Source organism: Marinospirillum alkalitolerans (assembly GCF_045055655.1).
In the GTDB taxonomy this organism is placed as follows: domain Bacteria; phylum Pseudomonadota; class Gammaproteobacteria; order Pseudomonadales; family Halomonadaceae; genus Marinospirillum; species Marinospirillum alkalitolerans.
In genome coordinates this window covers 54,254-74,863 of sequence record NZ_JBANFI010000007.1, presented here as the reverse complement: position 1 = coordinate 74,863, position 20,610 = coordinate 54,254, and the positions used below count along the sequence as shown (strand labels likewise).

Sequence of the window (20,610 nt, the reverse complement as noted above, 5' to 3'; positions counted from 1 at the left end):
TTTTTCTTCATCAACCATCGTTTCTTTAAAACGGATGTACAGAGCGGCTTATCAAAAGCCTTGTTCAGAACCTACTTTTTCAAAACCCGCTTTTTTTCAGAACCTACTTTTTCAAAACCCGCTTTTTTTCAGAACCAAGGAGTATAGCGATCTGCTCTACCCAAGGGCATCCAGCAAAGGTCGCACTCCTCGTTTCTTTGCTATCAAGGAATGCACATGTCTACACCTGAATTTGATTTTGTGACCCCCATCGAGCGCCGTGGCACCGCCAGCCTCAAATGGCAGCGCTATGAAGAGCAAGATATTCTGCCCATGTGGGTGGCCGATATGGACTTTGCCGCACCGCCAGCGGTACAAAAAGCGCTGCGCCAAGCCGTCGAACGCGGCGTTTTTGGGTATGGCGAGATCCCTTCTGGGCTGATCGACACCTTTGTTGCCTGGTGCGCTGAGCAGTATCACTGGGCCATCGAAGCAGAATGGCTGGTCTGGCTACCGGGGGTGGTGCCTGGCTTGCATCTCGCTATCGAAGCCGAATTAGCGCCCGAGGCAGGTCTGGCTGTGCCACAGCCGGTCTATCCACCGATTCGTCAGCTAGGTCGATTGCGCGCGCGGCCCCTGGTGAGCGTCCCCAGCGAGGCGACAGACTGGACGCCTTATCTGACCGATGCGACCCAAGCACTGGTCTTGTGCCACCCGCACAACCCAAGCGGACAGGTGGCAACACGCGCGGATTTAGAGCAACTGGCGCAGCTGGCTCTTGAGCGCGATCTGCTGGTGATCTCTGATGAAATCTGGGCGGATCTGCTCCTTGATCCTCAGCAGCGGCATCTGCCTTTTGCTGCACTCAATCCAGACGCCGCTGCCCGCTCGATCACGCTGATGGCACCGAGCAAAACCTTCAATATCGCTGGGCTTTCTTGCGCTGTTGCCATCATTCCTGATCCAGAAAGGCGTGTGCGTTTTCGCCGCCAGATGCGCGGCATGATGCCTGATATGAATTATCTCGGCCTACTAGCCGCGCAAGCCGCCTGGCAAGAGGGCGCAGCATGGTTGGCTGCGCTCAAACAGCAGCTTAATGCCAATCTCGATCAGCTCGAACACTGGCTCCAAGACTACCCTGAAATTGGCTTTACGCGCCCTCAGGCCACCTTTGTCGCTTGGCTGGATCTGCGCCAGCTCGGACTGAACGAACAGGACTTCCTTGAAGGTGGCGTCGCGCTCTCGCTCGGTGAAGCCTTTGGCACTGATGGCTATCTGCGCCTCAATTTTGGTTGCCCTAGCGCACAACTCGATGCAGCCCTACAACGTATGGCGCGGGTGATCCAGACACGGCGGGGCCGTTGATGAACTTTTGATGACAAAGGTGTTTTTTTGTATCAATAAACTGAACCCTGAGCCAAGGCAGTAAAATTTTTGCGTGCAGTTGCTAGGCTGGTGAACCTTATTCCTTTCAGGATGTGAATGATGACACCCCAGCCTAAGCCGATTCTGCGCCTAGAGGCCCTAAGCAATCCACTCTGGAAGCCCTTTTCTTTAACACTGCGCGGTGGAGAAATCTGCTGTGTAACCGGGGCTTCTGGCAGTGGAAAAAGCCGTTTTCTGCGCGCGCTTGCCGATCTTGAGCCACACCAAGGCCAAGTCTGGCTGAATGAGCAAAGCCAGCAGGCCATGCCGGCCCATTTATGGCGGCTTAAAGTCCGCCTGGTTCCAGCGGAAAGCCAATGGTGGTCTGATGAAGTCGCTGATCACTTTCCCGCCGATGTCGATCCTGCAGCACTGGCAGCACTCGGCTTGGTGCAAGAGGCCATGCATTGGCAAGTGAGCCGCTTATCCAGCGGCGAAAAGCAGCGTCTGGCTTTACTACGCGCGCTGGCTTTTCCGCTGCAGGTGCTGCTGCTTGATGAGCCCACCGCCCATCTTGATCCTGAGCAAAGTCTTAAGGTAGAGTCATGGCTAAAAGAAGAAATACAGCGCCATGCTTGGCCTGTGATCTGGGTGGCGCATGATCGAGAGCAGGTCAATAGAGTGGCTGATAAGATTTTATTAATTCAAGGCGAACAGATTCAGGAGCAACCTCTTGGAGGTCATTGAACTCAGCTGGTGGCAACTGAGTTTAGCAGCCAGCCTGATCTTGGTTTTGGCCCTGCTGGCACAAAGCGCCCAGCTAGGTGTGAGCCGCCAATTATTAGTTGCAGCACTGCGTACTATCCTTCAGCTGGCTCTGATTGGCCTGATCCTAGAAGTTCTCTTTTCTCTCGGCAGTCTGCTCTGGGTCAGTTTAATGGCCATCACCATGCTGCTCCTGGCTGGCCGTGAGATCATCGCACGTCAACAACGGCGGTTTAAGGGTGCCTGGGGATATACTCTAGCAACACTGTCGTTATTTCTATCGTCTTTTTCTCTCGCCATCCTCACTCTGCTCCTCTTGGTCGGCCCGACACCCTGGTATACACCGCAATACGCGATTCCTTTGCTAGGAATGCTGCTGGGAAATACGATGACCGGAGTGGCCTTGGCCTTAGAGCGCCTCACTGAGCAGGCGTGGCAACAGCGTGCTATCATCGAAAATCGCTTAATGCTCGGCCAGCACTGGAGCGAAGCCCTTGGACCAGTGCGCAGAGAGGCCATGCGTGCCGGCCTACTGCCAAGCATCAATGCCATGGCTGCGGCAGGTATTATTAGCCTTCCAGGCATGATGACAGGGCAAATTCTGGCAGGCACCCCACCAGCACTGGCCGTCAAATATCAAATCCTGATCATGCTGATGATCACTCTAGGCACGGGGCTTGGAAGCCTTATCGCTGTCTTGCTGGGTAGCCGACGACTTTTTGATCAAAGACAAAGACTGAGGCTGGACCGCCTCAATAGCCGATAACAACTGAAGCTATGCAGACTAGGTGCCATCCAGGGACAGAGCTGGCTTGCCTAGCCGTTGGCCGAATTGCTCATCAACTCCTCAGGACGATTAAAGTTACGTAAACTCTGCGCATCACACTCTACCTGCGTCATGCCCATCTGCGCATACCAGCGATCGGGTTTACGCTCGCCTTGCGCCATGGCCTGCTGCAAATCAGCCGCCAGACTGCGATGCAGGAGCACCACCACTGGCTGCAGACGGCCTGCTTCTGCGGCAACGGCAATACGTGTTTGAGCTGCTAAAGCGGCAGCCAGCAAACGGTCAACCAAATCTGTTGGCAAAAAAGGCCCATCACAAGGAACAAACATCACCCAATCATCTGAGGCGGCGTTCAACCCTGTCAGCATGCCCATCAGCGGGCCATGAAAGCCCGTTTGCAGATCTTCAATCACCTTAAAGCCAAGCGCAGCATAGGCCGAGAGGTTGCGATTAGCATTGATCAGTAGTGTCTGCGTTTGCGGCTCTAGGCGGTTGATCACATGCTGAATCAAGGGCTGCCCATCAAAATCCACCCAACCCTTATCCTGCCCCCCCATGCGCCGTCCTTCCCCACCGGCAAGAATGACACCTGTGACGCCAGGATTCGCAGTCGAATAAGCAGCTAAAGAAGACATGGCCAAGCTCCAGTAATCAATGGTGCGGCCATTATCAGGCATCCTGCCTAGGCTGCAAACCCTGATTCTGCATTCATGCAAGACAGCGGCTAGCGCCACCGAGGCAAGTCACAGGCCAACACAGGTTGAATATCGCAAGACAAGATCAACAAAAGAAGAAAATACAGCAAGGAGGTCGTGGATTAAGGAAGCGCAGATTAAGGATCCCCTGATTAAGGATCCTCTGGTTAAGCAGCCACAGTCAAAGAAGAGTTAATTTCTTTAATCAAAGTCGCCGTATCTGGCTTGGCTTGCGCGGCATAGGCAGCGGCCACCTGATGCGGTGAAGGACCGGTTGCCGCCTTGAGGGTAGTCACAAATTGCAGCTTGGGATACTGCTCAGTCAGCGCACGCAGCCAACTAAAATAGCCCGCATTACCATGCACCAGAGCAATCCCCATATCGCCTTGAATGCGTCTGGCCATCTGGCGTGCATAGGTATCTTCAACCAAACGCAGATCACGATAGGCCGCAGGCGGGCCAGCATACTGACTGAGCTCAGGAGGATCAAAGCGGGTAGGAATATGGGTGGGATAGACAGCCTGAGGGCTGTTGATCGCCATATTACTGTAGATATCGGACAGGTCGGGGGAATAAACCGGTGCCATCATCAAACTCAGCATCAAGGAAAACTGGGCACCCTGCGCTGAGTTCAGCGAGGTATTCAGGCTTTCCTGGGCTTCAAGCGAATGATTGTAGGAGTTTTCTATACGCATGAGGGCGTTCCTATAGCACCAGTTCTACCGCCTGAGGCGGCACCGATTCAGGCACATTATCGGCCAGAGGACTGAAAACTTAAATCCTTTTCTGTGGCCACCCGCCTGTGGCGTTTCTTTCAGCCAATGAACTTGCTACACTCGGGACTGCATCTTGACGGGGTGCCGAAGCCGTAAGGCAGAAGCTGAGATGATACCCGTTGAACCTGAACCGGTTAGTACCGGCGTAGGAATCGAGATCCTTCATTTTTCGCAGCGCCAGCTGCAGCTCATTCTTTTCGCCTGCCGGTTCCCGCTTTGTCCTGATAAACGTGGGAGCACGACAATGAACAAGCCAGAAACCTCCTTTTCAAGCCAGTTTCTTCGAGAAAAAGCCCAGGTCGACGCCGCCAGTGTGCAGCCACTGCCTCACTCGCGCAAGGTCTACCTTGAAGGCTCACGTCCAGATCTACGCGTGCCCATGCGGGCGATCAGCCAGGCCGATACACCCGCCGAGTTTGGCGTGGAGCAGAACCCAGATCTTCTCGTTTATGATACCTCTGGCCCCTACACCGACCCAAATGCCAGCATTGATATACGCAAAGGGCTTCACGCCCTGCGCGCGACCTGGATTGAAGAACGTGGCGACACCGAGCTTTTGGATGGCCCAACCAGTGAATTTGGCCGTCGCCGCGAGGCTGATCCCACACTGGAGCCGCTGCGTTTTGATCTGAAGCGCAAACCTCGCCGTGCGCTGCCGGGCAAAAACGTGACTCAGCTGCACTATGCGCGTCAGGGTATCATCACGCCTGAGATGGAATTTATTGCCATCCGTGAAAACCAGAAGCGTCAGCAGCTGGGCAGTAAGGCGGTGGAAGCCATCCTCCAGCATCAGCATGCAGGTCAATCCTTTGGTGCGGCGATTCCGCAGGAAATCACACCCGAATTTGTGCGCGATGAAGTGGCACGCGGCCGCGCGATTATCCCCTGCAATATCAATCACCCGGAAACCGAGCCGATGATTATCGGGCGCAACTTTCTGGTGAAAATCAACGGTAATATCGGTAACTCGGCACTGGGTTCTTCAATTGAGGAAGAAGTTGCCAAGATGACCTGGGGTATTCGCTGGGGTTCAGACACCATCATGGATCTGTCCACCGGCAAACACATTCACGAAACCCGCGAGTGGATCATCCGTAACTGTCCGGTTCCGGTGGGCACCGTGCCAATTTATCAGGCACTGGAGAAGGTCAACGGGGTGGCTGAAAACCTGACCTGGGAGATCTTCCGCGACACGCTGATCGAGCAGGCTGAGCAGGGCGTCGACTACTTCACCATCCACGCAGGCGTTTTGCTGCGCTATGTGCCCCTGACAGCCAAACGGGTCACGGGTATTGTCTCGCGTGGTGGCTCGATCATGGCCAAATGGTGCCTGGCGCATCACCAGGAGAACTTCCTTTATACCCATTTCGAAGACATCTGCGAGATCTGCAAGCAGTATGATGTGGCCTTTTCACTGGGCGATGGTCTGCGTCCTGGCTCGATTGCGGATGCCAACGATGCCGCCCAGTTCGGGGAGCTGGAGACGCTGGGTGAGCTGACCAGAATTGCCTGGCAGCATGATGTACAGGTGATGATTGAAGGCCCTGGCCATGTACCGATGCATCTGATCAAAGAGAACATGGATAAACAGCTCGAATGCTGTGATGAAGCGCCCTTTTATACTCTCGGCCCGCTGACCACCGATATTGCCCCCGGCTATGATCACATCACCTCTGGCATCGGTGCGGCGATGATTGGTTGGTACGGCTGCGCCATGCTGTGTTATGTCACGCCCAAGGAGCATCTGGGTTTACCCAACAAGGATGACGTAAAAACCGGCATCATCACCTACAAGATTGCAGCCCACGCGGCAGATCTGGCTAAGGGCCACCCAGCGGCACAAAGACGTGATAATGCGCTGTCCAAGGCGCGTTTTGAATTCCGCTGGGAAGACCAGTTTAATCTGGGGCTTGATCCAGATACCGCCCGTTCTTTCCATGATGAAACCCTGCCGAAGGATTCTGCCAAGGTGGCGCACTTTTGTTCCATGTGTGGGCCAAAATTCTGCTCGATGAAAATCAGTCAGGAAGTGCGGGATCTGGATGAAGCGCAAGTCGCGGCCATCAATGCTCAGGCTGAACAGGGCATGCAGCAAAAATCACAGGAGTTCAAAGAAAAGGGCGCGGCGCTTTACCACAAGGCTTGATGCGCTGAAGTCGAGCATCCCGACAACAGCCGCCGCATAGAGCTATACATCTAGATGGCGGCTGTTTCGATACAGGCTCATGAGATAAGCGAACGCAGAGGCTCTGCCTTAATCTTCGCGGTTAAGCACTTCCAGCAGCTCAATTTCGAACACCAGGTTCGAATGGGGCGGTATCTTGTCACCCATCCGCCGCTCACCATAGGCCAACTCAGCAGGCACCCAGAGACGACGACGCCCACCGGCCTGCATCCCGATCAGCCCCTGTACCCAGCCTTGAATCACACGCTTGTGGCTGAGGACGGTCTGAAACGGCTGGTTGCGGCTATAAGAGGAATCAAACTCGGTGCCGTCTTCTAACCAGCCCCGATAGTGTGCGGTGATCAATGCGCCACGCTGAGTCGCTGGGCCTTGTCCTACAGCTAGATCTTCAATACGGACTTCACTCGACATGGGCGCGCAAAGCCTCACCATCAAACTGCACGCCGGACCAACCGGTTTGCATAAAGTTGCGGATATTCTGGTGATCTGTGCCCTCAGGGTTTTGCAATACATCCTGAGTGTAAAAGTCACCAAAGGCATGCAGGGTCGCCTGCTCACTTAATCCATGCCGCTGACCAAAGGCAAAAATCTTGCACGAGCCATTGTTAGTATTGGCTTCATTGATCTGGTCGCCATTGATAAAGCGCGTTGGCGTAAAGTCATATTCGGCATCAATTACCGCCATTACGGTTTTAAAATCAACCGGTTGCTGGGCTAGTGTGCTCAACAGGGCATCAAGGGTCATCTGTTGCTCCTCAGTCTAGTCAAAACATCAGCCGCAGAGAATAACAGATCTCACTTTGTTCGCAGATGCAAAAAAAGCTCAAGCTCGACTTCTGTTGGCCGACTTGTTTAGATAGAGACAAACAAGCGTTTCAATTCATAGGAGAGCCAGGATGAACCCCGTTTCTTTTCAAGGCATAGGTTCGGGCATGCCGGTGCAGGAGATAGTGGATGCCACCCTCGCGGCTGAAGCGGCCCCCATCTACCGGATGGAGGAAAACAAGGAGTTTGCTCAGGTTCAACTCAGCGCCTATGCCGAGCTAGCCAGCCGCCTCAATCAGCTCAACGCGGCGATGAACCAGCTCAACTCCCCAGAGAAATTCCAGCAGCTGGCTGCGCAATCTAGCCAACCCCAACTCTTTACCGCTCAGGCCGATCATCTGGCTGGTGCCACACTAGGTAACTACCAGATCGAAGTGCTTGCCGAAGCACGCGCCGATCGCTTTGTTTCCGAATCGCTCAGTGCTGAAGACACCTTTGCAGAAGATGCCACGCTCGAAATCAATGGTGTGACCTTAGAAATTGGCGGCCTCACCGCAGATCAAGTTCGAGAAAAGATCAACAGCCACGAAGACTTACGCGGTGTGGCCTCTGCCAATCTGGTCAATGAAGGCAACGGGCAGGTGCGCCTGACCGTTAATGCCAGCCAAACAGGCAATGATGGCCGCTTAACAATCCACAGCGACGCGCTGACCGCTTCTGACCTCTCAACCGATCCAGCTGCCGATCTGGATGCCCGTATTCGAGTTGATGGCATCGAAAGCCGCAGTTCCACCAATACTTTTGCGAATGTCATCAGCGGTGTCACCATCAATGTGGCAGCCGGTGCGGGGAATCTGCCTGCAGAGCAGCGCATCGGCAATCTGAATGTGGATCAAGACAAGCAGGCGATCAAGGACAATATCGATGCCTTTGTGATGGCCTATAACGATGTCATCATTCATCTCAATGAAGCCAAAAAAGGCCCACTGGGTGGCGAAGGTGTGGTGCGCTCAATAGAAACACAACTGCGCAATGAGCTCTATACCCCAACCGGGGGCAAGCCAGAAAACATGCTGGCCTTGATCGGTATCGAAACCTATGTCGATCCCAGCTATGATCCCAAAAACCCCAATCCACAAAATGGCACGCTGCGGATTGATTCGGCCAAGCTGAATGCGGCCTTGGATGAAGATTTTGATCGGGTTGCCCATATTATTGGTCATCCAGAAGAAGGCTATGCGGCTCGCTTTGGTGCTTTAGCAGACAGCATGACCAAAACCACCGTCGTCGAAGGTCAGCTGCAGAAAGGACTGATCGAAACACGCACGGATGGGCTGAATAATGAAATCAAACGCATTGATGATCGGATTGAAGCCCAGTTGATGCGTCTGGACCAGATGGAACAGCGACTCTATCGCCAGTTTGCGGCCGCCGATGCGATGGCCGCCAATATGAATGCCACAGGGATGTTTATTCAGCAACAGATGGCAGGCTTGCCTGGCTATACGCGCTAGAATCAGCTGGAGCAGCACGGATGCAACCCGCCTGACCAACGACTGCACAAGTGGTCCTGATCAGGCGGGTTGCGTTTGGATGCCATTCACACCTCTCTTTAAGGTCTTCTCAACCATGTCCAGCCTGCCCCAGCTGATCTTGTGCCTGCTCTTACTCTGCACTCAGGTGCTGGCTTTTGCCCAGAGCTCCCCCAATACGCCAGATTCCAGCACACCGCACCCCAACAGCATGACACCAGCCGAAGCTCAGGCTCACTTTGCCCCGTGGATCACTGAAGGCTGGCAGCTTGAACTCTACAGGACGGGAGATTTAAACCACAACGGCCAGCAGGACACCCTTCTGGTCTTGCTCGAAGACGATCCTAACAAGCTGATTGCTCATCAAGACAGCTATGGCGCACCACCGCTGAATGTGAACCCACGCCGCTTGATCATCCTGCTCGGCAGTGCCAGTGGTGATCAGCTGTTGATCAGTCGTGATGATTTTTTGCCACCACCGGCCAACGCAGATGCACCTTGCTTGGCCGATCCGCTCGATGATATCCAACTGCATTCTGGAGCGCTGTTGATTCAACTGCGTTATTTTTTGAGTTGTGGCAGCAACTGGACCGCCTCTCAAACACTGCACTTTGTGATGGTGGAGGATCGCTTAAGACTCGCAGAATACCGCTATTTCGGTTTTTCTCGATATCATGGCGAGGTCACGCATTTTACGCTTGATTACCTCACCTCAACGCTACACAGAACACTGAACGAGAATGTGTTTGAAGACACCAAGGTGACCGTCGAGAATCTGCCGCTGAGCCCCTTGCCGCCCTTTTATCTAGAGCACATCAACCTGATCTGCGACCAGCCTGCCGCACCGGCTTGTGCTTGGTCGCGCGCAGGGCAATAACCCCATCAATCAAGAAATGGCGGACCCAAGATCACCGCCAACGGGTGTCTTGAGTCTGCCATCGAGAGGATTTAATTCACGACAGGCGTCAGCTCAGCTTCTGGCTCAGGCTGCAAATCGGCTTCGGCATCGGCCAGCAGGGCAAACTCTTCTTCGGCTGTTTTGGCCACCAGATGATGGCGGCTATAGCCAAAGTAGTAGGCTGCCCCGAGGGCAAAGAGCACCGAGGTATACCAGAAGGCACGCGGATCAAACGCATAGACGCCAGTGAGAGCAACAAGCGCCAGCACCAGCGCCACACCAGAAGTCAGGCGACCACCGGGGGTGCGATAAGGCCGAGGCAGATCAGGGCGCTGAGTGCGCAGCAGAATATGGCTATAAGCCATCAGCGCATAAGAGACCGTGGCCCCCACAACCGCCATCGCCAGCATCAAATCCCCTTCTCCACTCAGTGAAGCCACAAAACCCAACACGCCTGGCAGAATCAAGGCCCGCGCAGGTACCTTGCGCTCAGAGGTCACAGAAAGGCTCTTAGGCAGATAACCCGCACGCGAAAGAGCAAACACCAGTCGGCTATAGCCGTAAATAATCGAGAAGAAAGACGCCACCAAACCCGCCAAACCCAGCAGGTTAATCGTGATAGCCAGATCTCGTGCTCCCACGGCATTTAATGCATCCACAAGCGGCACTTCACTAATCGACATGGCTTGCGCGCCAGCAGCACCAGGAACCAAAAAGACCACCAGACTGGCTGTAAGCAACAAAAACAGCATCGCGCCAATAATGCCCTTAGGGACATCCTTGGCGGGGTCCTTGGCTTCTTCAGCAGCCAGAGGCACGCCTTCTACAGCCAAAAACAACCACATGGCAAAAGGCAGCGCTGCCCAAACACCATACCAGCCCATCGGCAACCAGCTACCGCCTTCTGCGGCCTGCATATCCATTAAATTGGCGCTGTCAAACTGCCCAAACAACACCAAAGCCGTCGCTAAAATAGCCAGCACCGCCAAGCCTGAAATCACCATCATCACTTTTAAGGCCTCACCCACGCCAGTGAGATGAATACCGATAAAGACCGCATAGAAGAGCGCGTAGACCCACGGGCCGTTCAAGCCTGTCAGCGATTCCACCGCCGCACCAATAAAAATGACAATCGCGGCAGGGGCCAGCGCGTATTCAATCAACACCGCCAAGCCCGTCATAAAACCACCGGCCGGCCCCATCGCCTGACGCGCAAAGCTATATCCACCCCCTGCGGCAGGGATGGCTGCAGACATTTCAGCCAGCGACAGCACCAGCGTCAAGTACATCACGGCCATCAACACAGCGGCAATCGCAAAACCTGCCCATCCAGCCTGCTCAATACCAAAGTTCCAACCCGCAAAATTCCCCGAAATCACATAAGACACGCCCAGCCCAGCCAGTAGAATCCAACCGGCGGTACCGCGTTTCAGCTGTCTTTTTGCCAGATAAGCCTGCTCTATTTGGGACATGATCGATTCCTCATTTTTCAACCTAGGTGCAGATCAACACCAATGCTCTGCATGTGGATTGAGACGCCCGCCTCAATCTTCACTGCACGACCACGCAGCAGGAACGCCTTTTGCATTCCTCTACGAGGATCGGCCATCAGGTGATAAGCGACTTTCGTACCTCTGGCCTATCCGATTTTGGCAAAGATAAAAAAGCCTTCTGAAACATGGTGTTAAACAAAGAAAAAGCGTCTTGTGCCGTGATCGCACACCAGACCCGCGCCAGATTCAGCTCCACGAGCAACCCAGAGGCACAGAAGAGATGCAAGCAGAAGAAAACGCACTGAAAAAATGCACTCAGCAGGCTTTTGATGCCGATACCCAGGCCACGAGCCTGCATCGCTGGCAGCAGCAGTATGATCAGCTAGGTGAAGGGGCTTTTTATGGCGTGACAGATTTAGTGGAAGATCAGGAGCTGCAGTTTTTTCGTGAGCAGATCCATCAAGCGACTCAGCAGGAATGCCAAATCTGGTCAGAAGGTCTCTGGATCGGCTTTCCAGCGCTAGGGCAGCAATGCCGCATTAATGGTCTTGAAGTCGAAAACCAGCTGATGCTACACGCTGGCACAGCAAGCTTTGCGCTGACCACGCCCAATCATTTTCAGATTTATGGATTGGTGATCCAGCGGGAAGCCCTCGCGACCTGTGCAGCCCAACAGCATCTGCCCTTTTCAGAACAGCTCTGGCAAGCTGCCCGCCGCCAATGGTCAGAGCAAGAACAGCGCCTGCTCCAAAGCTGGATTGAGCATCATCTTCACGGGCAGGTATCGCAGCCGCAACTGGATCGAGACCAGCTTTACAGCTGGCTGCTGTTGATGCTCAGCGATAGTGAGGCACAACCCAGTGAACGCCCAAGCTACGCACGGCGTAAGGCCACAGTAGATCAAGTGTGTGAGCTCTTACGTCTTCATCCTGAAACGCCGCTCAGTATGAGCCAGTTGTGCGCCTTGACCCACACCAGTCGGCGTACACTGCAATACAGCTTCGAGACGATTCTGGGCATCAGCCCGCTACGCTATTTGCGCATGACACGTTTGAATCAGGTGCGCCGCCGACTCGTGCAACTGGCTGCAGCGGGTGAAGAAGTGCGGATTTATCAAGTCGCTGCAGAATGGGGCTTCTGGCACCCAGGGCAGTTCGCCTTAGATTATAAAACCCTGTTTGGAGAATCCCCTTCTCTGACCTTGGCGCAGCACATGCAGCAGGCCCACCACTCAGGCGCGGCCCACCATTGGGATCGAGCGTGAGGCAGACCAACGCTGAAAGAAATCGACAAAGGCGCGAACTCGGGCTGGCTGACGACGACTGGGCGGATAGACAGCATAGATCGCGCCTGGAGGCAGCGACCAATGAGGCAAGAGGCGCACCAGCTGGCCCTGCTCAATTTCAGAGCGCACACTTAAATCAGGCAAGATAGAAATACCCGCACCCGCCACCAGCAAGGCTTTTAAACCCGCCGTGGAGTGTGCACTGATCTGAGCCTTCATCTGCACGCGTTGCGGCTGATCAGCCTGTTGAAAAGTCCAGGTTAAAGGCGCGCGCAGCAGGTTTAACGCAATCCAGCGATGCTCCACCAACTGCTGTGGATGGGTGGGCGTCCCTTGAGCCGCTAGGTAGCTGGGGGCGGCCAGCAGATACTGCTCAAACTGTCCCAATTCGCGCGCGCGCAAGCTGGAATCCCTGAGCCAGCCCAAGCGAAACGCCAGATCCACCCCCTCTTCGACCATATTGCTGATCGGATCAGCACTGCGTAGATCAATACGCAATTCAGGATGCTGTTGCGCAAAATCGGCCACTGCCGCCCCCAAAACAGCGACAGCATAGTCTTCTGGCGCACTGATACGCAGCTCACCAGTCAATTGATGCTCTTCTATCTGGGTATGGTGCAGCGCCGCCTGCAACATCTGCATCTCAGGCTGGATGGCTTGATACAGACTATGGCCAGCCTGAGTCAACTGCACACGACGCGTTGTACGTTGAAAAAGGGTGACACCCAGATGGGCCTCCAACTGGCTGATTTTTAAACTTACCCGCGTTTTAGTACAACCCAAGCGTTCGGCGGTGGCGGTAAAGCTGTGCGTTTCAGCCAAGGCCAGAAAGAGAGGTAGGCTGTTCAGATCCAGATCACGCGCCATACTCACCTCAGATTGTTATCAAATTGATAACAGTGAATCAAAAAAGAGGCTATTTATCAAGACAGTGTTGAGCGCAATAATGCGCGCATCCCTTCCCCCCTGATGAGGAGTCACAAGATGAACCTTACCTTGATTGGTGCCAGTGGTTTTATTGGTTCTGCCTTATTGAATGAAGCCCTCACACGCGGGCATCAGGTCACCGCACTGGTTCGCCATCCACAAAAACTCGCGCCCCACCCTCTGTTGCAGGCCCTGCCAAGCGATGTGCTGGATACCGCCACCCTCAGCGAGCAACTGCGTGGTGCCGATCTGGTCATCAGCGCCTTCAGCGGCCACGCTCAGGAAGATGTGTATGGCTACTATGTGCGTGGTTTTGAATCGATTCTGGCCGCAACCCAAGCCGCTGGTGTGCCACGTTTGATGCTGGTCGGTGGTGCGGCCAGCCTTGAGGTGGCACCAGGTCAGCTGCTGCTGGATAGCCCAGACTTCCCTGCGGCTTACCGCGCCACAGCCGAGGGTGCCAAAACAGCACTTGAGCGCCTGCGCGCCCAGCAGACTCAAAACTGGACGCTGATTTCACCTGCCGCTGAAATCTTTCCCGGTGAGCGCACAGGCCAATTCCGCCTTGGTCAAGACCAGCTTCTGGTCGATGCAAAAGGGCAGAGCCGCATCTCGGTCGAGGACTATGCCGTGGCCTTCCTGGATGAAGCAGAAACCGCACAGCATGCTTGGCAGCGGATGAGTGTGGCCTACTAGCCCCGACTAGCCGACTAGCCCCTACTGGCCTACTAGAAAGCGTCTTTCTGACTTTGGACTCCGGCCTGAGCTTTCAGGCCGCTTAACGAGGTGCATCATGTCACTGGATACCCAGTCTTCGCGTTTAATTTATGTCGGTGATGCCTACTGTGGTTGGTGTTGGGGGCGCGCGCCCCAATGGCAGGCATTGGCGGCAGTTTGGCAGCAAGAACTGCCGGTGGAAGTCATTTCTGGCGGCTTGTTTATCGGGCCTCGCGTTCAACCTATGGCACGCTTACCCTATCTGGCCTCAGCCAATCTGCAGATTCAGCAGATGACGGGGGCAGAGTTTGGTGCACCCTATCAGGCTCTGCTCAGCGAAGGGCGCTTTTGTATGGACTCCTTGCAGGCGGCACGGGGCTTGATCAGTCTGAAAAGCCAAGCCCCTGAACGCGCAACCGAACTCTTTCATCTGCTGCAAGCCGCTTTTTACCAGCAAGGGCTGGATCTTGGCGCATCGGCCACCTATCAGCAGCTGGCTCAGACGGCGGGGCTGGATCCTGATGCCGTTCTGCACACCTATGCCACCAGCGAGGCACAAGCCATTGCAGAATTTCAGCTCGCGCGCCAGCTGGGTGTCGAGCACTTCCCCAGTTTAGTGCTCTGGCATCAGCATCAGGCACATCCTCTGCCGATCAGCACAGCCAGCTTAGAAGAACTCCATCTTCAGATCAGAGCCCTCCTAACGCGCACCTAACACCTGCAAACTTTGATCCAGCGCCCCGACCAGCCAATCAATATCCTGTTCTTGAAAAGCCAAGGGGGGGCGTAGTTTCAGCACATTGCCATGTGGCCCAGCCACTGAGGTCAGCACGCCACGCTCGCGCAGGGCTTCGATCACATCCAAAGCCAGTTGTTGATCCGGTGCTTTGGTGGCTGGATCTTGCACCAGTTCAAGGCCAATAAACAGACCCGCGCCGCGCACATCACCGATAGAAAGATAACGCTGCTGCAGCCCTTTTAACTCCGTCAGCAATCTCTGCCCCATCTGCGCACTGTGTGCTTGCAGGCCTTCTTGTTGAATCACATCCAATACCGCTTGAGCCGCCGCCATCGCGACCGGATTACCACCAAAGGTATTGAAATAGGGCAGGTGATCGCTAAAGGTGGCCAGCACCTCTTCGCGTGCGATCAAACCCGAAACCGGAAAACCATTCCCCATCGGCTTGCCTGTGGTCACGATATCAGGCAGCACACCATGACGCTCAAACCCCCAGAAATGCTCTCCGGTACGTGCAAAACCAGGTTGGACTTCATCCGCAATAAACACCCCGCCCTGCTGATGTATCAGATCGATCGCTGGCTTCAGAAAACCGCGCGGCCCTGGCAACACGCCATCGGAAGAAAAGAGTGAATCGGCGATTAAACCCGCAAAGCGAATGCCGTGGGCGGCCATATCATCGATCTGCTGCTGAATTTGATCTGCAAACCAGGCCCCCAGATGTTCATGACCGATGCGATAGGCATCAGGGGCTGGCACCACGCGGGTCGTTGGAGAAAGCGGCTGCCCACTGCCCAAGGCAGGCGACACACCCGATGTCAGCGCGCTGGTGCCATGATAAGCCTCTTGCGTTACGATAATGCCGGTACCGCCACTCCAGGACTGGGCAACCCGAATCGCCAGATCATTGGCCTCGGAGCCAGTACACATATACATGGCACGATTGATTTCTGGCGGCAAAGTCGCCAGCAGGGATTCGGTATAGTCGAGAATCCCCTCATGCAGATAACGGGTGTGGGTGTTCAGCTGCCCCATCTGTTGATGGACGGCATCAATCACGGCGGGATGGCAATGGCCGAGACTGGCGACATTGTTATAGACATCAAGATATTTTTTGCCCTCGGCATCCCACAAATACTGGCCCTGCCCCTTCACCAGATGCACCGGACGGCGATAAAACAGTCGATAAGCACCGCCTAAGACCTGCTCGCGTTTGTGGGTCAAATCACGCAATGCCTGACTTAAATCGGCCGCATGCTCGGCACGAAAGCTGTTGGTATCCATAATCGTTGAACGAACATTCATCTCTTTTCTCCTGCCTATGCAATGGACTGAGCATCATCATGCCTTGGCCTTGGATAAAAAACTTGACGGCACACAGCAGAAAAAACCTTGTTCGGTCAACTTCACTCCATCTGAGGCGCCAGCTCCATCTGAGGTCAACAAGATGCGTTTTAAGGTCAAGCAGCCAGCCTGAAACCTGCGGCATGCTGCTTCCACCTTGCCAACCATCAGGAGCATCCATTATGAGCGCCTTACAATATGAAACGCTAACCAGCAGCCAGCTGACGCAACTGGCTTTACGCGCATTAAAAGCCTATCCCGATTCAGTCCAAGGCGAACTGCGTTTACTCTGTCGCTCGGAGAACGCGACTTTTGTCATTGAAACACCCACACAACGCTATGCCCTGCGTTTACATCGCGGCCATTATCACGATCAACAAGCCATAGAAAGCGAGCTGATGTGGCTGGATGCACTGCGCGCGGCCGATATTCAGGCACCCGAAGCGCTTTATGATCGACAAGGAGAGCGGGTACAAAAACTGCAGCTCGATGGTGAGCACCGCTATGCGGTCATCTTTCACTGGATGGACGGGGAGATGCCGACGACTGATGTCAGCCCTGAGGCCTTCTATCAGCTGGGTGAAATCACCGCGCAACTGCATCAACATAGCCGCCAGTGGCAAGCGCCGGCAGCGTTTAAAAGGATCATCTGGAATCATGAAACCATGGTCGGCCCACAGGGGCACTGGGGCGATTGGCGTGCAGCCAGTGGCTTGCCCGCTGAAGAACACCCGCTGGTCGAGGCGGCTTTAACCCAGATCCAGCAGGCCCTGATTGAGTATGGCCAGAGCCCTGAGCGCTATGGCTTGATTCATGCCGATCTGCGCCTGACCAATCTGCTGCGTCATCAGCAACAAACACGCGTGATTGATTTTGATGATTGCGGCCAAGGCTGGTATCTGCATGATTTGGCAGCGGCACTCAGCTTTGAAGAACATCATCCCAATGCGCCTCTGTGGGCCGAGCGCTGGTTGGCGGGGTATCAAGCTCACTGCCCTTTGTCGGCCGCTGATTTGGCAGTTCTTCCCAGCCTGTTTTTGCAAAGACGCCTGCAAATGACAGCCTGGATTGCCTCTCATGCAGAAACAGAAACCGTCCGCCAACTCGATGCGGATTGGATGCAGCATACGCTCAGACTCTGCCGCCAATATCTGGCGCAGCCTGAGCGCTGGCCCCTAGGCTGTTAACGCACCAAGAAGGACGGGCTGCACCATAAGAAGTCATTCTTCTCGACTCAGGTGCCATCAATCAACTGATTCTTATAGGTTTTACGGGTTGGCACAGGCTTTGCTCTCTCTGCAGGTTCGCGTTTTTCCTGCAGATGGAGCCTCAGCATGCAAGACCTTCTTCCCCAGCATGTCAGTGCTATTTTTTCTACCACGCGGGCAGGTCATCAGGGTGTGCTGGCCGCAGCGGCAACAGGTTTTAGTGATTTCATTAGTCAGCAGGGCGGGGATCCTGAGCGGATTCTCGGCCACAGCGGGCTAGATCCTGAGCGCTTGGCGTGCCCAACGCAAAGCCTCAGCCTGATTCACTACTGCCAAGCGATGGAAACCGCAGCTGAGCAGCTCGGTCAGGATAACTTTGGGCTGCATTATGGTTATCAGTTTCAACCTCAGTCTCTCGGCCTGCTCGGCTATATAGGCCTCTGTTCTGCAACCGTGGAGCAGGCTCTGATTAACTTGGTCCATGCCTTTCCTTATCATCAGCATGATACGCTGACGCGCTTGGTGGATCAGGGCAACAGCTGGCGTTTGGATTATCAGGTGCGCCACGGCGGGATCTTGTGTCGGCGTCAGGATGCCGAACTGACACTGGGCATGTTTTTAAATCTGCTGCGCACCGGGCTGGGACCCCAGTGGGCGCCCAAGGAAGTTTATTTTGAGCATCCACGACCTGAGAACTGGCACGAACACTGTAAGCTCTTTGATGCCCCCGTGTATTTTGATCAACCCTACAATGCTCTCGTGATCCCCAAAAGCCAGTTACAACGCTCGATGCCGGATCACAATCCAACTCTTTTGCTGGTGATGCAAGATGCCATTCAGCGGCTGAATATCCAGCCACCACGCCAGAGCCTAGCCGAGCAGATTCGGCTGGAGATCCAACTGCAGCTGCCCCAAGGTGAGCCATGTTTAGAGCAGCTGGCAGCCAAGATGCAGACCTCTCAGCACAGTGTGCAACGCCAGCTGCAGCAGGAAGGCACCCACTTTAGCCAGCTGGTTGATCAGGTCCGTCAGGATTTGGCGCAGCACTATTTAAAGCAGAAGCAGATCAGCATTTCAGAAATGGCACTGCTTTTGGGCTATTCCGAAGTCAGTGCTTTTTCACGCGCGTTCCGACGCTGGTTTACCTTGAGTCCGCGCCAGTGGCGCTGCCAGTATCTGGCGCATCACGCACCATTGGCAGCGGCTTCCTAGCTTAGGAAGCCGCTGATTAACTGCTGCGCGGTCATGCTGCGTTGATCAGAGTGTTCCTTAGCGCACGATCCCAAGGCCAATACGCAGCGTAAAATCGACTCGCTCGTTATAGGTGAGCATGCTTTCGCCGTAACCGCTAAACGCCTGTGCGAAGACAAACCCACCCGTACGCCAGGCTATCGGCATGCGTAGAGGATAGCTGGCATCCATCTGCACGGTATGGCGTCCACCATAGCCATAGCGATACAAGCTGCTCAGCACCAAGCCATCCTCATTGCCATAGCGCAGCAGATAATCAACATGGCCACGGTACTTGGTCAGATCGCGGTTTTCATCGCCCTTGGTCAAATACACCAAGGCGCGCGGGATAAAATAAAAATCGCGGCCCCACAGCTGAGTGCCCCAGACAGGCTGCACAAAGAGCGTATCCATGCTGCGTGAATCATCGCCATCTTCTCCGTTCGATTCATGGTAATAGCCTACATTCAACACAGGCGCGACGGGGGTATCCAGCAGCTCAAAGAACAGGCTGGGTTTATAGCTGGTGTCCTCAAAAGGCACAGATTGGGCAGACCAGTTCCAGAGGCTGGTTTGGGTATAGGAAAGGTGCAAGCGCCCTAACAGCGGGAAGCGCTGCACAAACTCCGTGTTTTCATCAAACAGCCGATATTTAAAGCTGAACTGAAAGCGGGCTTTAATATCCTCACCTTCACCGCTGCCTGCAACAAAGTACATGGGTTCATGCACGGTCAGCGCGGCCATCGGTGAGTTCATATACTCTTCCAAGGCTGTCGGTGCTGCTGGCGTGGTCGCAACTGCTGCTTCTGACTCTTGAGCAGTAGTCTCCACGGGTGGCAACAACCAAGGCTCAGGCTGAGGCTCAGCCAGCAGCGCAAAGGGCAAAGTCAGTAGCAAAAAGGCAGCACACCACAAAAAGGCAAAAGGCGGGGCCTGTTTCATCAATCAAATTCCTTGTTTTGGGCCTGCCAAGCGGCAAGCTGTTTGGCGGTCAGACCAAGAATGTTTTGGCGCGCTTCTGGGCTAATCCAAGCACTATGTGGGGTCATGATCAGGTTCAGCTCTTCATCCAGCGCCTCTAACAGCGGATGTCCCTGCACTGGCGGCTCTGTTGTCAGCACATCCATCGCCAAGCCCGCAATCTGTCCTCGACGCAGTGCGTTCAGCGCGGCCTGCTCATCCACTATGCCGCCACGGGCTGTGTTGACGATTAATAACGAAGGCTTGGCTTGGGCTAACAAGGCAGCGTCCAAAAGGTGGGTCGTGGCAGGCGTGAGCGGACAATGAAAGCTCACGGCATCCGCTTGAGGCAAGAGCGCCTGAAAAGAGGCATCACCAGCATGCGGATCATCCGTTCGTGCCGCAAACATCACCTGCATCCCTAAGGCTTGGGCCAGCTCGGCCACACGCTGACCCAGCTCACCACGCCCGACCAGCAGCAGAGTTTTACCGGCTAACTGGGTTGTCTTGTGCTGCATCAGGCAAAACTGCGCGCTCTTTTGCCAGTCACCAGCGAGCAGCGATTTTTGATAAAGCGGCAAGCGGGTGGCCAAGGCCAGCAACAGCATCAGGCTATGCTGGGCCACGCTTTCAGTTCCATAGCCACGCACATTGTGGACTGAGATACCCAGTCGTGCGGCAGCCTCTAGATCGATGTTGTTCATGCCCGTTGCCAGCACACAAATCAATTTCAAATGGCGGGCCTGAGCCAACTCTGCCTCACCCAGGCGCACCTTGTTCACCAGCACCACCTGCGCCGCTGCAATGCGCTCAACAACCTGCTCTGGCTTAGTCTGCGGCCAAATACTGACTTCACTGAGCTGCTGCACAACAGGCTGCAGGTCAACATCTTCGCCAAGACTGGCGGCATCAAGAAAAACACCCCGCATCTTCACTCCTTATCACTCTGGGATTCAGCGC

Annotated in this window: 20 protein-coding genes and 1 riboswitch; of the genes, 11 read left to right on the top strand and 9 right to left on the bottom strand. The window is 54.7% G+C overall.

Features of this window, described 5'->3' with window-relative positions:
- Positions 1–216: 216 nt before the first annotated feature.
- The 3 genes from V6U78_RS11320 (at position 217) to V6U78_RS11310 (ending at position 2,875) form a co-directional block, all read left to right on the top strand.
- The gene (locus tag V6U78_RS11320) at positions 217–1,344 is read left to right on the top strand and encodes a MalY/PatB family protein (RefSeq protein WP_405340796.1); all 1,128 of its coding nucleotides are present in this window, start codon (positions 217–219) and stop codon (positions 1,342–1,344) included.
- 117 nt (positions 1,345–1,461) lie between these two features.
- On the top strand, positions 1,462–2,091 hold the full coding sequence (locus tag V6U78_RS11315) for an ABC transporter ATP-binding protein (RefSeq protein WP_405340793.1): 630 nt from the start codon (positions 1,462–1,464) through the stop codon (positions 2,089–2,091).
- On the top strand, positions 2,078–2,875 hold the full coding sequence (locus tag V6U78_RS11310; RefSeq protein ID WP_405340790.1) for an ABC transporter permease: 798 nt from the start codon (positions 2,078–2,080) through the stop codon (positions 2,873–2,875). The genes V6U78_RS11315 and V6U78_RS11310 overlap by 14 nt, the downstream gene beginning before the upstream one ends.
- 50 nt (positions 2,876–2,925) lie before the next feature.
- Here V6U78_RS11310 and mobA read toward each other — a convergent pair whose 3' ends face one another.
- Positions 2,926–3,531, bottom strand: a complete 606-nt coding sequence (mobA, locus tag V6U78_RS11305; protein WP_405340787.1) for a molybdenum cofactor guanylyltransferase MobA — start codon at positions 3,529–3,531, stop codon at positions 2,926–2,928.
- A 227-nt stretch (positions 3,532–3,758) separates the two neighbouring features.
- Positions 3,759–4,286 (bottom strand): hypothetical protein, encoded by a 528-nt coding sequence (locus V6U78_RS11300; protein ID WP_405340784.1) that lies wholly within the window; start codon positions 4,284–4,286, stop codon positions 3,759–3,761.
- 148 nt (positions 4,287–4,434) lie between these two features.
- Positions 4,435–4,536, top strand: a riboswitch (TPP riboswitch).
- Between the two features lie 75 nt (positions 4,537–4,611).
- Here V6U78_RS11300 and thiC point away from each other — a divergent pair.
- The gene (thiC, locus tag V6U78_RS11295) at positions 4,612–6,513 is read left to right on the top strand and encodes a phosphomethylpyrimidine synthase ThiC (protein ID WP_405340781.1); all 1,902 of its coding nucleotides are present in this window, start codon (positions 4,612–4,614) and stop codon (positions 6,511–6,513) included.
- 108 nt (positions 6,514–6,621) lie between these two features.
- On the opposite strand, the gene V6U78_RS11290 is transcribed toward thiC, so the two are convergent.
- The gene (locus tag V6U78_RS11290; RefSeq protein ID WP_405340778.1) at positions 6,622–6,963 is read right to left on the bottom strand and encodes an FKBP-type peptidyl-prolyl cis-trans isomerase; all 342 of its coding nucleotides are present in this window, start codon (positions 6,961–6,963) and stop codon (positions 6,622–6,624) included.
- Entirely contained in the window at positions 6,953–7,297 is a 345-nt protein-coding gene (locus tag V6U78_RS11285) for a HopJ type III effector protein (protein ID WP_405340775.1), read from the bottom strand. The genes V6U78_RS11290 and V6U78_RS11285 overlap by 11 nt, the downstream gene beginning before the upstream one ends.
- A gap of 151 nt (positions 7,298–7,448) precedes the next feature.
- Between V6U78_RS11285 and fliD the strand changes: the two genes are divergently transcribed.
- Together fliD and V6U78_RS11275 are read left to right on the top strand one after the other, a co-directional pair.
- Positions 7,449–8,831 (top strand): flagellar filament capping protein FliD, encoded by a 1,383-nt coding sequence (fliD, locus tag V6U78_RS11280; protein WP_405340772.1) that lies wholly within the window; start codon positions 7,449–7,451, stop codon positions 8,829–8,831.
- Positions 8,832–8,946: 115 nt separating this feature from the next.
- Complete coding sequence (locus V6U78_RS11275) at positions 8,947–9,726, top strand: hypothetical protein (RefSeq protein WP_405340769.1); 780 nt, start codon at positions 8,947–8,949, stop codon at positions 9,724–9,726.
- 71 nt (positions 9,727–9,797) lie between these two features.
- Here the strand turns inward: V6U78_RS11275 and eat are convergent, their stop codons facing one another.
- The gene (eat, locus tag V6U78_RS11270; protein ID WP_405340767.1) at positions 9,798–11,219 is read right to left on the bottom strand and encodes an ethanolamine permease; all 1,422 of its coding nucleotides are present in this window, start codon (positions 11,217–11,219) and stop codon (positions 9,798–9,800) included.
- A 232-nt stretch (positions 11,220–11,451) separates the two neighbouring features.
- Here eat and V6U78_RS11265 point away from each other — a divergent pair, with 232 nt between their 5' ends.
- Complete coding sequence (locus tag V6U78_RS11265; RefSeq protein WP_405340764.1) at positions 11,452–12,504, top strand: helix-turn-helix domain-containing protein; 1,053 nt, start codon at positions 11,452–11,454, stop codon at positions 12,502–12,504.
- On the opposite strand, the gene V6U78_RS11260 is transcribed toward V6U78_RS11265, so the two are convergent.
- Complete coding sequence (locus V6U78_RS11260) at positions 12,472–13,392, bottom strand: LysR family transcriptional regulator (RefSeq protein ID WP_405340761.1); 921 nt, start codon at positions 13,390–13,392, stop codon at positions 12,472–12,474. The two genes, V6U78_RS11265 and V6U78_RS11260, sit on opposite strands and share 33 nt — an antisense overlap.
- Before the next feature lie 117 nt (positions 13,393–13,509).
- On the opposite strand from V6U78_RS11260, the gene V6U78_RS11255 reads away from it, so the two are divergent.
- On the top strand, positions 13,510–14,148 hold the full coding sequence (locus V6U78_RS11255; RefSeq protein WP_405340758.1) for an NAD(P)-dependent oxidoreductase: 639 nt from the start codon (positions 13,510–13,512) through the stop codon (positions 14,146–14,148).
- A 97-nt stretch (positions 14,149–14,245) separates the two neighbouring features.
- The gene (locus V6U78_RS11250) at positions 14,246–14,884 is read left to right on the top strand and encodes a DsbA family protein (RefSeq protein WP_405340755.1); all 639 of its coding nucleotides are present in this window, start codon (positions 14,246–14,248) and stop codon (positions 14,882–14,884) included.
- Here V6U78_RS11250 and V6U78_RS11245 read toward each other — a convergent pair.
- A complete protein-coding gene (locus tag V6U78_RS11245; RefSeq protein ID WP_405340752.1) occupies positions 14,870–16,213 on the bottom strand; it encodes an aspartate aminotransferase family protein in 1,344 nt (447 codons plus the stop codon). The genes V6U78_RS11250 and V6U78_RS11245 overlap by 15 nt on opposite strands.
- A gap of 221 nt (positions 16,214–16,434) precedes the next feature.
- Here V6U78_RS11245 and V6U78_RS11240 point away from each other — a divergent pair, with 221 nt between their 5' ends.
- Positions 16,435–17,439 (top strand): phosphotransferase enzyme family protein, encoded by a 1,005-nt coding sequence (locus V6U78_RS11240; RefSeq protein WP_405340749.1) that lies wholly within the window; start codon positions 16,435–16,437, stop codon positions 17,437–17,439.
- 147 nt (positions 17,440–17,586) lie between these two features.
- A complete protein-coding gene (qhpR, locus tag V6U78_RS11235; protein WP_347428185.1) occupies positions 17,587–18,672 on the top strand; it encodes an AraC-like transcriptional regulator QhpR in 1,086 nt (361 codons plus the stop codon).
- A gap of 57 nt (positions 18,673–18,729) precedes the next feature.
- On the opposite strand, the gene V6U78_RS11230 is transcribed toward qhpR, so the two are convergent.
- Positions 18,730–19,632: a phospholipase A gene (locus V6U78_RS11230; protein ID WP_405340745.1), complete on the bottom strand. Its 903-nt coding sequence runs from the start codon at positions 19,630–19,632 to the stop codon at positions 18,730–18,732.
- On the bottom strand, positions 19,632–20,579 hold the full coding sequence (locus tag V6U78_RS11225) for a D-2-hydroxyacid dehydrogenase (RefSeq protein ID WP_405340742.1): 948 nt from the start codon (positions 20,577–20,579) through the stop codon (positions 19,632–19,634). Before V6U78_RS11225 ends, V6U78_RS11230 begins: the two co-directional genes overlap by 1 nt.
- Between the last annotated feature and the right edge of the window lie 31 nt (positions 20,580–20,610).

Excerpts from the sequence above, each read along its gene's own strand:
- V6U78_RS11285 (WP_405340775.1), bottom strand. The coding sequence starts at position 7,297 with ATGACCCTTGATGCCCTGTTGAGCACACTAGCCCAGCAACCGGTTGAT.
- V6U78_RS11240 (WP_405340749.1), top strand. The coding sequence starts at position 16,435 with ATGAGCGCCTTACAATATGAAACGCTAACCAGCAGCCAGCTGACGCAA.
- fliD (WP_405340772.1), top strand. The coding sequence starts at position 7,449 with ATGAACCCCGTTTCTTTTCAAGGCATAGGTTCGGGCATGCCGGTGCAG.
- V6U78_RS11320 (WP_405340796.1), top strand. The coding sequence starts at position 217 with ATGTCTACACCTGAATTTGATTTTGTGACCCCCATCGAGCGCCGTGGC.
- V6U78_RS11315 (WP_405340793.1), top strand. The coding sequence starts at position 1,462 with ATGATGACACCCCAGCCTAAGCCGATTCTGCGCCTAGAGGCCCTAAGC.
- V6U78_RS11250 (WP_405340755.1), top strand. The coding sequence starts at position 14,246 with ATGTCACTGGATACCCAGTCTTCGCGTTTAATTTATGTCGGTGATGCC.
- V6U78_RS11225 (WP_405340742.1), bottom strand. The coding sequence starts at position 20,579 with ATGCGGGGTGTTTTTCTTGATGCCGCCAGTCTTGGCGAAGATGTTGAC.
- V6U78_RS11290 (WP_405340778.1), bottom strand. The coding sequence starts at position 6,963 with ATGTCGAGTGAAGTCCGTATTGAAGATCTAGCTGTAGGACAAGGCCCA.
- V6U78_RS11300 (WP_405340784.1), bottom strand. The coding sequence starts at position 4,286 with ATGCGTATAGAAAACTCCTACAATCATTCGCTTGAAGCCCAGGAAAGC.
- eat (WP_405340767.1), bottom strand. The coding sequence starts at position 11,219 with ATGTCCCAAATAGAGCAGGCTTATCTGGCAAAAAGACAGCTGAAACGC.
- V6U78_RS11245 (WP_405340752.1), bottom strand. The coding sequence starts at position 16,213 with ATGAATGTTCGTTCAACGATTATGGATACCAACAGCTTTCGTGCCGAG.
- qhpR (WP_347428185.1), top strand. The coding sequence starts at position 17,587 with ATGCAAGACCTTCTTCCCCAGCATGTCAGTGCTATTTTTTCTACCACG.
- V6U78_RS11275 (WP_405340769.1), top strand. The coding sequence starts at position 8,947 with ATGTCCAGCCTGCCCCAGCTGATCTTGTGCCTGCTCTTACTCTGCACT.
- mobA (WP_405340787.1), bottom strand. The coding sequence starts at position 3,531 with ATGTCTTCTTTAGCTGCTTATTCGACTGCGAATCCTGGCGTCACAGGT.
- thiC (WP_405340781.1), top strand. The coding sequence starts at position 4,612 with ATGAACAAGCCAGAAACCTCCTTTTCAAGCCAGTTTCTTCGAGAAAAA.
- V6U78_RS11255 (WP_405340758.1), top strand. The coding sequence starts at position 13,510 with ATGAACCTTACCTTGATTGGTGCCAGTGGTTTTATTGGTTCTGCCTTA.
- V6U78_RS11230 (WP_405340745.1), bottom strand. The coding sequence starts at position 19,632 with ATGAAACAGGCCCCGCCTTTTGCCTTTTTGTGGTGTGCTGCCTTTTTG.
- V6U78_RS11260 (WP_405340761.1), bottom strand. The coding sequence starts at position 13,392 with ATGGCGCGTGATCTGGATCTGAACAGCCTACCTCTCTTTCTGGCCTTG.